At 75.6% G+C, this 14,005-nt stretch carries 10 protein-coding genes; 2 read left to right on the top strand and 8 right to left on the bottom strand.

The annotated features are described in order from the left end of the window. Positions 1-111: 111 nt before the first annotated feature. The 8 genes from Q7T67_RS14660 to Q7T67_RS14625 all read right to left on the bottom strand — a co-directional run bounded on the left by Q7T67_RS14660 (position 112) and on the right by Q7T67_RS14625 (position 9,937). Positions 112-1,407, bottom strand: coding sequence for an MlaD family protein (locus Q7T67_RS14660; protein WP_304791051.1), 1,296 nt, complete (start codon positions 1,405-1,407; stop codon positions 112-114). Continuing rightward, positions 1,404-2,870, bottom strand: coding sequence for an MlaD family protein (locus Q7T67_RS14655; RefSeq protein ID WP_304791048.1), 1,467 nt, complete (start codon positions 2,868-2,870; stop codon positions 1,404-1,406). The genes Q7T67_RS14660 and Q7T67_RS14655 overlap by 4 nt, the downstream gene beginning before the upstream one ends. Further along, positions 2,867-4,219 (bottom strand): MlaD family protein, encoded by a 1,353-nt coding sequence (locus Q7T67_RS14650; protein ID WP_304791045.1) that lies wholly within the window; start codon positions 4,217-4,219, stop codon positions 2,867-2,869. Before Q7T67_RS14650 ends, Q7T67_RS14655 begins: the two co-directional genes overlap by 4 nt. Then, the gene (locus Q7T67_RS14645) at positions 4,216-5,571 is read right to left on the bottom strand and encodes a hypothetical protein (RefSeq protein WP_304791041.1); all 1,356 of its coding nucleotides are present in this window, start codon (positions 5,569-5,571) and stop codon (positions 4,216-4,218) included. Before Q7T67_RS14645 ends, Q7T67_RS14650 begins: the two co-directional genes overlap by 4 nt. After that, a complete protein-coding gene (locus Q7T67_RS14640) occupies positions 5,571-6,818 on the bottom strand; it encodes an MlaD family protein (protein WP_304791038.1) in 1,248 nt (415 codons plus the stop codon). Before Q7T67_RS14640 ends, Q7T67_RS14645 begins: the two co-directional genes overlap by 1 nt. After that, entirely contained in the window at positions 6,815-8,098 is a 1,284-nt protein-coding gene (locus Q7T67_RS14635; RefSeq protein ID WP_304791034.1) for an MlaD family protein, read from the bottom strand. The genes Q7T67_RS14640 and Q7T67_RS14635 overlap by 4 nt, the downstream gene beginning before the upstream one ends. A gap of 79 nt (positions 8,099-8,177) precedes the next feature. Next, positions 8,178-9,062, bottom strand: coding sequence for an ABC transporter permease (locus Q7T67_RS14630; RefSeq protein ID WP_304791032.1), 885 nt, complete (start codon positions 9,060-9,062; stop codon positions 8,178-8,180). Then, positions 9,059-9,937 carry an ABC transporter permease gene (locus tag Q7T67_RS14625; protein WP_304791029.1) on the bottom strand — a complete coding sequence of 293 codons (879 nt, stop codon included), beginning with the start codon at positions 9,935-9,937 and terminating at the stop codon, positions 9,059-9,061. The genes Q7T67_RS14630 and Q7T67_RS14625 overlap by 4 nt, the downstream gene beginning before the upstream one ends. A gap of 200 nt (positions 9,938-10,137) precedes the next feature. Between Q7T67_RS14625 and Q7T67_RS14620 the strand changes: the two genes are divergently transcribed. Next, a complete protein-coding gene (locus Q7T67_RS14620; RefSeq protein WP_304791025.1) occupies positions 10,138-12,585 on the top strand; it encodes a hypothetical protein in 2,448 nt (815 codons plus the stop codon). A 21-nt stretch (positions 12,586-12,606) separates the two neighbouring features. After that, the coding region (locus Q7T67_RS14615) for a copper resistance protein CopC (protein ID WP_304791021.1) at positions 12,607-14,005 on the top strand (1,399 nt) is incomplete at its 3' end.

The following is a 14,005-nucleotide window of genomic DNA, read 5'->3' as shown; positions in this document are numbered from 1 at the left end:
GCCACCGGCCCCGGCCACCGGCCCCGGCCACCGGCCCCGGCTCCGCCGCCACCACCGGCCCCGGCTCCGCCGCCACCGGCTCCCGGCCCCCGGCCCCGACCCCGGCCAGCCCTACGGCGACGGTGGGGCCGGGGTCGGCAGCAGCCGCTCGAAGTCGCCGGGGCGGAACGCCTGGGGGTTCAGCGCGTCGTCCGGGGCGGTGTAGGCGTTGTTCGGCAGGTCGGCCTTCTGGCCGAGCAGGGTGGCCGGGTCGATGAAGATGAAGAACCGCGCCCAGCGGCCCTTCGCGTCGCCGTTGGTGCCGATCGCGGCGGTGTTGGAGAACCAGGACGCGACGGTGCGCCGGCGGGGCTCGAGCCAGCGGGCGATCGTGGCGAGGTTGGCGATCGCCGGGGTCGCGCGACGCACCGCGGGTCCAGCGGCGTCGAGCAGGCCGGGCGCGGCGTCCAGGACGGGCCGGGCGGCGCGCTCCAGGGTGCGGCCGCGGCGCAGGATCGCGTCGACGTCGGCCGAGGTCCGTGGGACCTCGCGGGCCGCGGCGGCCAGGTCGGGACCTGCCGCGCGCAGGTCGGCGAGGACCGGGCCGGCCTCGTCGATCAGGGGCCGTCCCTCCCGCAGGGCCGCCCGCGCGCTGCGCAGGAGCCTCGGCGTCTCGTCGACCGTGGCCCGCAGCGCCGTGTCGCGTGCGCCGACCGCGTCGAGGGTGCGGCGGCCGCCCTGCACCAGCGCCCGGACCCGGTCCGCGCGCCGGGCGAGCTCGTCGACGACCTGCCCGCCGCCGAGGACGATGCGCGACAGGTCGCCGGCCTGGTCCTGCAGCAGCGTCGCCGCCGCGTTCACCCGGTCGACCGTGGTGCGCAGACCGGTGATCGCGCCGGAGACCTGCTCGGCGGCCCGCGGCGACGCGGTGCCCTCGCCGACGTCACCCAGGGCGCCCTGGAGGCTGCGGCGGGTCGGGGCGTCGAGCGCCCGCAGCGCCTCGTCGACCTCGACCGCGGGCCGCACGGCCGAGGCACGCAGCTCGGTTCCCGAGCGCAGCGCCGCCGCCCGTGCGGGGCCGGGCTCCAGGTCGACGTACGACTCGCCGAGCGCGGTCTTCGTGCCCACCCGCAGGCTCGTTCCGCGGCGCAGGGTCACGGGCTCGCCGTCCAGCACGAGCCGCAGCGACGCGCGTCCGCCGCGGCGGCGGATCCGCTTGACGTGGCCGACCAGGACGCCGCGCAGCCGCACGTCCGAGCGCACGCTGAGGCCCTGGGTGTCCGAGACCTGCGCGCGCAGCACGAACGGATCGCCCGTGCGGACGGTCGGTCCGCCGAAGCGGGAAGAGAAGAAGAGGAAGAGCGCGACGCCGACGAGGACGAAGAGCACGAGCAGCACGGCGCCGCCCCGGGGGACCTCGCGGTTCATCGGCCGGCCCTCCGGTCGGTGGAGGCGCTCGGCCCCGTCGAGTTCCCGGCGGTCGCCGACGCGCCCGTGGTCCGCGCGTCCGTCGCGCGGCCGTCGGCCGCCCGGCCCTTCAGGAGGTCGTTCGTCGCGGTCTGCAGGCCCGGCACCGTGAACGGCAGCAGGCACGCGAACGCGTTGGTCCGGCATGCCCGCAAGGTCGCCCGGACGACGGCCGTGGCGGCCTTCGCCCGGCCGGCGGGGGAGTCGTCGCCGAAGCCGAAGTTCGCCGGGTTGAACGGCTCGAAGAAGCCGAGGCCGCGCAGCAGCGTCCCGTTCTGGTCGGCGGTGGAGAAGATGCCCGAGAAGCGCTCGCCGAGGAGGCCGATGCCGTCCCTGTTGCGGTCGACGTCCCGGACGATCGAGCCGCCGCGGACGGTCGTCGGACGCAGCGCCGGGATCGCGGTGCCGGCGGCCCTCGTCGTCGCCTCGAGGTCCCGGGCGGGCCCGGTGGAGGTGCGGGCGGTCGTGCTCGCCTCGGCCAGCAGGCCGTCGAGCCGGGGCAGCGCCTCGCGGGTGGTGCGCAGGGTGCGGGGCAGCTCGCGGGTCAGCGGGCGCAGGGTGGCCAGCGCGGGGTCCAGGTGGTCGCCGAGGGTGCCGACCGACGCCAGGGCGCGACGGGTGCTCGCCAGGGTGGCGGGGAGCGCGGCGACGGTGGCGCGCACATCGGCCGCGCCGTCGCCGGTGACGCCGAGCACCTGCCGGGCGGCGACGATGGTCCGCCGCAGCTCGTCGCCGCGGCGACCGGTCGAGGAGAACAGCACATCGAGGTCGCGCACCAGGCGGGTCAGCGTGGCGCGACGGGCGGCGAGCTTCGCGGTGACGGAGGAGGCCGACGCGCTCAGCGGCTCGAGGCTTCGCATCGCCCGCCGGAGCTCCCGGCCGCGCGCGTCGCCGCCGACGCCGCGGTCCAGCTCGCCGACGAGCAGCTGCAGCCAGGTGCGGGTGTCGGAGTCGAGCGTCGCGACGACCTGGCTGAACGGGACGGTGGCGGCGGTCGCGTCGACGTCGAGGCGGTCGCCGTCCCGCAACGCACGGGCGGCGAGCCGGCCGGGCGTCAGCTCGACGATCAGGTCGCCCAGCTGCGAGCGGGGGCGCACGGTCGCGGTGGCCCCGCGGTGGACCCGGCCCTTCGTGTCGTCGTCCAGGCGCAGGCGCAGGACGGCCACGCCGGAGCGGTGGGTCACGCCGACGACCCGGCCGGCGTCGACACCGGCGATCGTCACGGTCGCGCCGTCGCCGGCCTTGATGCCGCCGGCGTCGCGGAAGCTCGCCTCGACGACGTAGCCGCCGCCGGCCAGCGGGCCCACGCGGTTGACGACGAGGACCCAGCCGACGAGGGCCAGCCCGACGAGCAGCAGGCCCACGAGCATCGTCCGGCCGAGCGGCGGCAGCGTGCCGCCGGCGGTGCGGGGGGAGCCGATCACGGGGTGCAGAGCTCCAGGGAGGCGAGCAGGCCCTTCAGCGGCGGGCTGAGGGTCTCGACGTCGCCGCAGGCGGGGACGGGGATCCCGATCCCGGTGAGGAAGCGGATGCCGAAGCGCATGAAGTGCCCGTCGCCCTGCTGCAGCGGGCTGTCGGAGGGGCGCTGGAAGGCGCGCGACGCCCCGCCGCCGCCGGCGAACATGTTGAGGAACGCCAGGTAGGACGGGAGCTTCAGCGTCGGGGTCGGCTTCGCGAGCGCCGGCAGCAGCGACCCGTCGAGCGTCGCCACGGTGGGCGCGGCGTCGCGGACCAGCCCGCGGGCCTCGGGGGCCAGTGCCGCGGCGCGGATCAGCGTGGAGCGGAGGCTCGCGGCGAGCGGACCGGCCTGCACGGCGACGCGCCCCGCGCGGCGGATCACCGGGCGCGCGTCGTCGATCGTCGGGGCCAGGTCGCGCAGCGCGGGGCGGGCGTCGTCGGCGAACGCGTCGACGGCCCGCAGCGTGCGGTCCGCGCGGGCGGTGCCGGTGCGCAGCGCGGCGAGCGTGCCGGGCAGCGCGCGGACCGTGGCGCGCAGCGCGGCACCGTCGGCGGCGTGCAGGGCGTCGGCGGTGCGCGACGCGTGGCGGAGGACGGGGACCAGGTCGGCCTCGTGGTCGGCGATCGCGTCGCCGGTGCGGGCCATCCCGTCGACCGCCCGGGTCAGCGCGCCGCCGCCGACGGCCCGCGCGACGCGGGTGGTCGAACCGAGCAGCTCGGGGGTGCGGCGCAGGGTGACGCTCGCGGCGCGGCTCGTGCGGCGGTCCGAGGCGGCCTGCAGGCCCCGGGCGATCCGGCGGATGCTGCCGCGGGTCGGGGCGTCGGCCAGGCGCAGCACGCGGTCCAGCGGGACGTACGACGTGGTCCGCCCGAGCGCGACGGTGCGGTCGCCGAGCTCGGGCTCGTCGGCCGAGCCGGGCTGCAGCTCGACGTAGGCGTTGCCCTCGAAGATCAGGCGCGGCCACAGGGCGGCGGAGGCGTCGCGGCGGACAGGGCCGACGTCGTCGTGCAGCTCCAGGGTCGCGACGACGTGGTCGCCGTCGCGCCGGACGTCGGAGACCTCCCCGGCGTCGGTGCCCGACACGCGGACCTCGCTGCCGGACCGCAGACCGCCGGCGTCGCGGAACGCCACCCGGACCGTCTGCGGGTCGGCGAACGGGTTCGGGCGCTGCCACGCGACGAGCACGAGGAGCACGACGACGGTCACGGCGAGCGCGCCGCGCAGCCCCGCGGGCAGCCGGCGACGCGGGGGACGGGTGCCGCCCGCGGTCCGGCCGCCGGGCGTCCCCCGGCGGGTGGTGCTGCGCGGGCTCACTTCTGGCACGCCTTCCGCTGCGTCGAGGCCTCGCCCGGGCCCGGGTACGGGTCACGGCCCTCGTGGCACGTGAGGACCATGGAGAAGCGCACCGCTCGGGCGCCCTTCGCCAGGCCGTCCTGGAACGCGAAGTCGCCCCAGCGGTTGAACCCGGCGACGGCCTCGACGATGTCGCGCCGGTAGGGGGCCAGGTAGGCGCTCAGCGGGCCGAGCGGCGTGGCCAGGGGCGTCAGCAGTGCGGAGGGATCGCGGGCGTCCCGCAGGACGGGGGCGGCCGACGCGACGACCGGCGTGGCCGAGGCGCCCAGCCGCCGGAACGCCTGGATCCCGCCGACGCCGGCGAGCGCCGCGTTCAGGCGAGGGAGCGCCTCGTCGAGGGCGGCGGTGACCGGACGCAGGCCGTCCGCGGAGGCTGCGGCGTCCGCCAGCAGCCGGTCGGCGCGGGGGAGCACGGCGCGGATCTCGCCGAGCGCCGGCGGGGCCTGGTCGAGCGCTTCGCGGAGGCCGTCGGACGGGACGGCCGCGACGACGCGGCGGGCGGCCGGGGCCAGGTGGGTCAGGTCGCCGTCGGCGTCCAGCGACCGGAGGACGGGCGAGGCGTCGCCGAGCAGGCCCGACAGCGCACCGGGCCGGGGCGTCGTCGCCCGGAGCAACGGCGTGGTGCGCTCCAGGGTGCTCGGCAGTGCCGCCACGACGTGGTTCAGCTCGTCGCCGCGGCCGCGCAGCCCGCCGCCGACGCCCTGCACGGTCCGGCGGACGGCCCGGCGGGTCGAGGCGTCGAACATGGTCGCGACGTCGCTGAGCTGCGTGGCCGACGTCACCGGGCCGGTCAGCAGCGCGCCGTCGGCCAGGGGGCGCGAGGCGTCGCCCGGGCGCACGTCGACGTAGACGGCGCCGGCCACGCCGCGCAGACGGACGGCGGCCTGCGCGTCCTGCCCGAGCGGGCCCTCGTCCAGGGCGATCCGCACGAGCGTCGCGCCCGATCCGCGGGGCCCGGCGGCGGCGCCCCCGTCGTCCGCGCCGCCCGACGCGGGAGCGGAACCCCCGCCGGCGACCGAGGTCCCCGCCCCGCCGGTGGCCACGGCGACCTCGCGCGGCGTCGCCGCGCGAACGCCCCGGACGACCCCGGCCCGCTCGCCCGCGATCCGCACGTCGTCGCCGTCCTTGAGCAGCGGCGCGCCCCGCGGCACGACGACGTCGACGGTGTAGGGGCTCGACAGCGGCCCGCCGTCGATCGCGACGGTCGACAGGTAGCCGGCGACGAGCACCACGGCCAGCAGCAGCGCGCCGAGCAGCGCGTCGCGACGGCGGTGGTCCTTCGAGTGGGCGGGGCGACGGCGACGGCCGGGCATCACGGGGCTCCGAACGCCTTGGCCATGCAGCCCGGCTCGATGGGGACGCCGAACGCCTCGCAGGAGAAGACCGCGGCGCCGCGCCAGTAGTTGCGCGCGGGGTCGGCGAAGACGTCGAGCGGCTGGCGGCCGGGCTCGGCGCCCTGATCGGCGAAGTTGACGAAGAAGCCCTTGGAGATCGCGGGCGCGGCCTCCTCGAACGCGGCGGCCGCCGCGTCGAGGTCCGGCGCTGCGGTGCGCAGGCCGCGGAGGCCCTGGGTCAGCGCGGTGAAGGTCCCGCGGCCGTCGCCGAGGGTTCCGCGCAGCGCGGCGAGGGCGGGGCGCAGCTCGGTGGACGAGCGCGACGCCTGACGCATGAACGGGCGCAGTCGGGCGTTGGCGGTCGACAGGCCGGGGGTGAGGGCGCGCAGCTCGTCGGCCAGCGGGGTCACGCGGTCGACCGTGGTGGTGAGCGCCCCGGTGGTCCCGCGGACCCGGGCCAGGGCGTCGGGCAGCCCGCGAAGACCCGCCCGCAGCGGGGCGCGCCGGGCGGCGACGGTGGAGAGGCGGCGCTGCAGGCCGACGAGGGCGCGCTCGCCCTCGGCGGAGGACGCCGCGAGGCCGCGCGTGGCCCGCGCCGCGTCGGCGACGACGGACTCCAGCGAGGCCTGCTGGGAGTCCAGCTCGCCCAGCACGCCGTCGGCGGCGGTGACCGCGGGGCGCAGCGCCACGAGCGTCCGCGCGAGGTCCGCCCCACGGCCGGCCAGCGCCCGGCCGCCCTCGACGAAGAGGGCGCGCAGCCCGTCGCGCACGGGTTCGTCGAAGGTCTCGAGGACCTGCTCCAGGCGCGGCGCGTTGACCGTGCGGGCGACGGGGATGGCCCCACGCAGCGGGGTGCGGGCGGCGCCGGGGGAGAGGTCCAGGACGACGTCGCCCAGCAGGTCCGCCGGGCGGATCGCGGCCTTCGCGTCCGACCGCGGCGGCTCCAGACCGTCGTGCAGGCGCATCGTGACGCGGGCGGTCCCGCGCCGGGTCAGCTCGATCGACGACGTCCGCCCGGCCTTCGCGCCGGCGATCAGCACGTCGGCGTCGACGACCAGGCCGCGGGCGTCGGCGAACTCGGCGACCACGGTGGTGCCCTCGTCGCCGCGGGTCAGGCGCTCGACGCCGACAGCACCGCCGACCGCGGCGAGCACGGCGACCAGCAGCACCAGGACGGTGGCGCCGGTGAGGGCACCCCGGCGACGGCGGCGGACCGGCGCGCTCACGGGGTCGGGTCCTTCGACGCGAAGCTCTGGACGTAGTCGGTCCACGAGCGGTTCTCGAGCGACCCGGGTGGACGGAGGAACGGGCGTGCCAGGCTGCCGGCGTCCTGGCCGTCCGGGGAGGCCGTGCGGTTGGGGGTCGGGGGCAGCACGATCCCGACGCGGGCGCCGTGCCCGTTGCGGTCGTAGACGCTGGTGAAGTCCGCCCAGTTGGCGAAGAACGAGAAGAAGTCCGGCAGGCGCACGCGGGCCTCGTCGAGCATCGGGTTCGCGCGGTCCAGCGTCGGGCGCAGCGCGCGCAGCAGCGGCGTGGCCTCGTCGACGAGCGGGCGCACCGCGACGAGCTGCCGCGGACCGTCGGCGGTCAGGCCCCGGACGTCGCGGAGCGTCGGCCGCGCGGCCGCGAGGGTGGTGCGGGCCTCGGGTGCGACGGCGCGCAGGGCGGCGACGGCGGGCCGGGCGTCGGCGACCGTGGCGCGCAGCTCGGGGACCTGGCGGCGCAGACGGTCGAGGGTGGCCCGCGGTGCACGGAGGCCCGCGGGCAGCGCGGCGAGGCTCGCGCCGAGGGCCTCCTGCTCCGCGGCGGTGTCGCCGAGCACCGACGCGAGGCGGTCCACGGCGGTGCCGGTGACGCCGGGGGCGGCGGCCAGGGCGGAGGTCACCCGGCGGGTCGAGGAGACGACGCGGCGCAGCGCGTCCCCGTCGGCGGTCAGGTCGCCGACGGTGTCCCCGGTCGCCTGCAGCGCGGCGCGGGCGCGGCGCAGCGTGCCGGCGAGCGCGCCGCCGCGGCCGTCGACGGTCGACTCCGCGCCCCGGACCATCCGGCGGACGGCCGCGCGGGTGGCGGGGTCCAGGGTGCTCAGGACCTGCTCGACCTCGACGGGCTGCTCGGTGCGGGCCAGGCCGAGGGTCGCGCCGTCGCGCAGTGCGGATCCACGGCCGTCGCGGATCGTGACCACGCGGTTGAGCTGGCCGCTGAGCGAGACCATCCGCAGGTCGGCGACCGCCCCGCGGTGCAGCGCCTCGTCGTCGTCGAGGCGCAGGGTCACGCGCGGGCGGTCGCCCTGCAGGCCGATCCGCTCGACCCGCCCGACGGTGACGCCCGCGCGCTGGACCTCGGCGCCCTCCACGAGTCCGGGGACGGCATCGAAGACCGCGGTGATCCGCGGACCCGAGGGCCGGTCCCAGGGGCGGAGGACGGCGAGCGCGACGAGCGCGACGACGACGAGGACGCCGAGGACGAGGGTCGCGCGCTCGCGACCTGAGCGGACGTGCCGCCTCATCCGATCGGGATCCTCGAGTTGGCCGTGATCCCGTCCCGCCGACCCGAGGTCGGAGCATCCCGGTGCGTGGCGCGGCCGGTCATCCGATCGGGATCCTCGAGTTCGCGCCCCAGAAGATCAGCGTCCCGAGCATCGAGATCGTCGTCACGCCGACGACGCTGACGGCCATCGACCGGGCGGTCGCGATGCCGACCTCGACCGGCCCGCCCCGCACGCGCGAGCCGAAGAACAGCGCGACGAGCACGACCCAGGCGGCGATCAGCATGCCCTTGACCACCGAGAACAGCACGTCCCACTCGTCCTGGAACGAGAGGAAGAACAGCTTCCAGGTGCCGGGGGAGACGTCGCCGAAGCGGACGACGGACATGAGGTACGCCGCGACGAAGGAGCTGGCCAGCGCCAGCAGGTACGCGACGGGCAGCACGACGAGGCAGGCGATCAGGCGGGTGACAGCCAGGTAGGCCAGGGACCGCGTCCCCATCGCCTCGAGCGCATCGACCTCCTCCGAGACCCGCATCGCCCCGAGCTCGGCGACGATCCCGCAGCCGACCTTGGCCGCGAGGATGTAGCCGAAGACGAACGGCACGACCTCGCGCAGGCTGCACCAGGCGGAGAACCCGCCGGCGATCGGGTCGAAGCCGAAGGCCCGGGCCAGGGCCGTGGACTCCAGGCCGCAGGAGCCGCCGGCGAAGAACGCGGCGGCCATGATCACGAGGACGGAGCCCGACGCGATGAGCGAGGCCTGACGGACGGTCTCGGCGCCGAGACCTCGTGCCCGCGGCAGCTCGCGCACGAGCTCGCCACCGAAGCTCGCCAGCTCGCCCATCAGCGGCAGCACGCCGCGGATGCGGGTCGCGTCGACGGTCTCGTCGAGGCTGACGCCGCGCCGACGGGCGCGATCGGCGGGAGGCTGCGACGGGCTCTCGGGCGGCAGGCCCGCGGCGGGGGGCGGCGCGACGTTCATCGGAGGACGTTGACCTCGGGGAACGTCGCCAGGAACCACTGGGTGTAGACGAGGTTGACGACGAAGATCGCCATCAGCGAGCCCACGACCGCGCGGTTGACGGCCCGGCCGACGCCGTGCGCCCCGCCCTCGGCGTGCAGGCCGTGCCAGGAGCAGATGATCCCGATCAGCAGGCCGAAGATGCCGACCTTGCCGACGCTGCCCAGCAGGTCGAGAAACGTCACGTTCGACATGAACGACGAGACGAATGCGCCCGTGGTCCCGTCCAGCACCCCGACGGACGCCACGTAGCCGCCGGCGACGCCGAAGACGAGCGCGAAGACGTCGAGCAGCATCAGCATCACGACGAGCGCGAGCGTCCGCGGCGCGACGATCCCGGCGACGGGATCGACCCCGAGCGTCTCGAGCGCGTCGATCTCGCCCCGCACGCGGCGGGTGCCCAGCTCGGCGGCGAGCATCGTGCCGACGATCCCCGCGACGACGGCCGCGGTGACGAAGGTGCCGAACTCGCGGACGATCGCGACGACCATGAAGCCGCCCGAGCGGTCGGTGGAGCCGAACGCCTCGAGGAAGTTGCCGGCCTGGAGACCCGGGCCGGAGAAGCCGAAGACGGCGACCGAGATCGCGATCGGCCAGAACGACGAGCGCAGGAGCTCGACGCAGGCGATGACGAACTCGCGGCGCCACGCGAACGGTGGTCGCACCAGGGCGGCGGCGACCGCGCCGAGCAGGGCGACCATGCCGCCCCAGCGCCGGAGCCGCTCGCCGACGGCGGCCCGCAGGCGCCCACCCGGGCGCGCCGCGGGAGGCTCCGTGGCGACCGCGGGCCCGGGGGCGTAGGGCGCGAGCTCGGGTGGTGGGGCGGTGGCGGGCACGGGGCGCGTCGGGCTTCCTGAGAGTCGGATAAACGAAAAACGTAAACCCGGTAAGGAATCTGCATAATAGCGGTCCGCGTCATATACGCGTCCAAAGAGCTTGAATTCGATCAGGTTTACGTTTTCGGGATCCGCGGCGCGTCTGCACCGGTTCGAGAGACCCCCACGCGCCCCTGCGGGCGTCGACCCCCAAGGACAAGATGCAAGCGATTTGGAGGGCGTTCCCACGGGGACGCCGCAACCTCGCGGCCCTCGTGGCCGCCCTGGTCGTCCTGAGCGCCGCGTTCGCGCTCACGGCCACGCGATCCGCCCAGGCGGGACCCAACGACGTCCCGATCAGCCCGGAGTTCCTGTCGAACACGCTGAGCCGCGCCACGAAGCTCGGTCAGGTCGAGAACAACACGATCCCCGGCGCCGTCGAGAAGCGCGACAAGGCCGAGGCTGCGTGGAAGGCCGCGCAGGACACCTACAAGCGGCTCTACGCCATCGCGTCGGCCCCCGGCGCCACCGCCGCCCAGAAGGACGCGGCACGCAAGGCCTACCCCGACCCGCGCGCCAAGCCGGAGTACAGCGTCGTCTGGTCCGGCAAGCAGAACGCCGCCGACATCAACGCGGACGTCATCTCGAAGCTCGTCAGCAACGCGACGATCAACCCGCAGGGCCTCCTCGAGCTCCTCGGGCCGCAGTTCCTGCCCGGCCTCGACGGCTTCCAGGTCCTCGACGTCCGCAAGCTCAACACGGACGGCTCCGAGAACACCGACTACGGCAAGGTCGTCAACTTCGTCCAGCTGCCGCTCCCGTTCGGCATCGAGAACGAGCCGCACCACATGCAGTACGAGTGGGAGGACGGGGACCCGATCATCGCCGGCGCGCTCTTCACCTCGAGCACGTGGGTCATCGACGTCGACGACGTCCCGAACATCAAGCTGAAGAACAACATCAACCTGCTCGAGACCGGCTACTCGATCCCCGACGCGTACGACGCCGTCGGCGACGGCCGCTTCATCGGCACGTACATGGGTGGCCCCGTCGCGAACTTCGGCGGCTCGCCGGGCGCGGTCGCGGTCTTCAAGCCCGACGCCCAGAAGGGCCTCGTGCTCGAGTCGGTGACCCCGGGCGGCAACGTCCTGGCCGCCGGTGGGAACGGCAAGAACGCGGGCGGCGTCCCGGAGCCCTGCTCCGTCCAGGAGGCCCGTCCGCTGGGCACCTGCGCCAACCCGCACGGCATCCAGATCCGCCAGGACCTGAAGACGATGGTCACGTCGGACTACGCCGAGCCGCGCGAGATCGTGCTCGACCCGGTCAAGACGCTCGACAAGTACACGTTCCGCCCGACCGTCCGCACGTGGGACACCACGAACCCGGGCGCGCCGAAGCTGACGTCGGTCGCCCACATGCCGAAGGGGTGGCGCGAGCCGGCCCAGCGGGCGCACGAGAACTACGGGATCATGGAGAACGCCAAGACCTGGCCGACCACGAAGGACTTCCCGCAGACGCTCGAGTCCAAGGGCGCCTTCGCCGGCTCCATGTGCGGCGGCGGCGTCTTCTTCACCCCCGACGTCACGAAGCTCAAGGGCGACGCGTCGGACAAGTGGGTCCAGGTCTGGGACGACGGCCTGTCCAACCTGATGGGCAAGGGCGACGCGGACAAGTTCCTCGACCAGCCCGGTGACTGCGCCGGTGGCGCGTGGCACCAGGTCTCGCGCGACAACAAGTGGTTCTTCCGCTCCGTCCAGGGCCGCAACCCCGGTGGGGACAACTACTTCGACCAGGGCGCGGTCAAGCAGGTCTACGACCTCGACATCCAGGACCTGATCAAGTCCGCCCAGGACGGCAAGGTCGCCTGCGACCTGACCAAGGGCATCGACACCGACGGCGACGGCAAGGTCGACCTGTCGGCGCAGCGCGCGGTCTACAAGATGGCCCAGGGCCAGAAGATCGCGGACTGCCCGACGCTCATCGACACCCTGCCGGTCAAGGACGTCACGTCCGGCGGCCCGCACTGGGCGTCGCTGGACAACCACAGCTACAACCCCGACGGCTCGCCCACGCGCCTGACGTTCTCGAACTACTTCGTCTCGCGGACGGGCGTCGACGGCGACCACCGGTTCTACCTCGTCAACATCGCCAAGGACGGCAAGCTGTCCTACGACGAGGACTTCCGCGACGAGAAGACGGGCGCCCTGGGCGTCAACTTCAACCGCCGCGACTGGCCGGGCACGAAGGACGGCGGGTTCTACAAGCCGCACTCCATGGTCTGGGTCACCCCGAAGGGCATCTCGCCCAAGGGCCAGGCACCGCTGCCGGTCGTCCCCGCGGACGCTCCGGCGACGAAGAAGGTCAAGAAGGCCGCCCTCGGCACCGGCTCGCTGAAGACCGCGCTGCGCAAGCTGCGGACGAGGAGCCGCTCGACGGTCAAGGTGACGGCGAAGAACGCGGCGATCTCGAAGATCAGGATCGTCGTCAAGGACGCGAAGAAGAAGACCGTCGCGTCGGCCTCCGCGAAGAGCCTCAAGCTCGGCAGGTCCGGGACGTGGACCATCAAGCGCGGCAAGGCCAAGCTCAAGTCCAAGGCGCGGTACACCGTCACGATCTCCGGCAAGGCCGGGAGGACGACGGTGACGCGCAAGCTGACGGTGCGCCTGTAGCGCGCTCCTGAAGGACACTCGATGCCCACGACCGTTCGTGGGCGTCACGTGACGCGGCCGCGGTGGAGCTCCACCGCGGCCGTTATCACGCTGGCGCTCCTCTCCCTGATCCTCCCGGCCACGGCCGCGGCCCACCCGTCCCTGGTGCAGTCCGCGCCCCTGGGTGGGCTGAGCACCGAGACCGTCCCGGGCGAGGTCCGCCTCGCGCTGACGGAGGACGTCATCGCCCGGGGATCCTCGATCGAGGTGCGCCGGATCGGCTCGGCGCCGGAGGGCCGGATCCTGCGGGGCGTCCCGCAGCTCGCCGGCTCCTCCGGTCTCCGCCTGGCCCTCCCGAGGCTCTCCCCGGCCGTCTACGAGGTGCGCTGGGTCGCCCTCGGCTCGGACGGCCACACCACCGCGGGCTCGTTCCGCTTCGGCGTCAGCGGCAAGGGCGGCACGCCGCCGCCCGGCGCCGAGCGCCTCGCCGGACCCGGGTCGGCCGCCACCGGCGGTCGCGGCGACGAGTCCGCCGACTCCGACGGGCTGTTCGCGACCGTCGTGCGCTGGCTCGGCCTGCTCGGCGCCGCGGCGCTGCTCGGCGGCGCCCTGCTGCGACGCCTGGAGCGCCGTGCCGACCGCGCCGGCGGCGGCAGCACCGTCCCCGCGGCCGCTCGCGCCGCAGGGGACCTCCGGTGGCGACGGCTCTCGATCGTCGCGCTCACGCTGGCCCTCTTCGGCGCCGCCGAGGCGGTCGCCGTCCTGGCCACCGCCGGCATCGGCGACCCCTCCCTCGCGCTGCTGACCGGCAACGCCAACGGCCGGGTGGCCCTCGCCCGCCTGCTCCTCATCGCGGTCATCGCGCTGCCCGCGCTGCGGGCGGCGGCCTGGCGCCCGCGCGCCGGCGGCAAGGGACCCCGCGCCGACGTCCTCCTGCTGGCCGCGGGTGCGGTCGGCATCCTCGCCTACGGCGTCGACGGCCACGTGCAGGGCGGCACCGGCTCCACGGTGGTCCCGACGATCGTCGGCGCGCTGCACGGGCTGGCCGCCGGCGTCTGGCTCGGTGGCCTGATCGCCCTCGTCGTCCTCGGCGGCGACCGCGTCCGGGCCTTCAAGGCCTACGTGCCCGCGGCGGTCACGGCCACGGCGGTCCTCGCCGTCACCGGCACGATCGCCGCGCTGCGCGAGGTCGACGGCTGGTACTTCCTGCGCTGGAGCGACTACGGGCGTCTGCTCGCCCTGAAGATCGTCCTCGCCGCCGTGGCGGTCGTGCTCGGCGGGCTAACCTGGCGGCGCCTGCGCTCCGACCGGACCGGCGGCCTGCTGCCGTCGCGCTCGCGACGGGTGCTGCGGGTCGAGGCCGGCCTGGCGATCCTCGTGGTCGCCGCGGCCGCGACGATCGCCGGGCTCGTCCCGGGCCGCGGCCAGCCGACCGCCGCCC

The sequence above is a fragment of the Patulibacter sp. genome (assembly GCF_030655195.1).
In the GTDB taxonomy this organism is placed as follows: Bacteria; Actinomycetota; Thermoleophilia; order Solirubrobacterales; family Solirubrobacteraceae; genus Patulibacter.
Note: the sequence above shows the minus strand (reverse complement) of the source record. Positions and strands in the feature narration are given on the sequence as shown.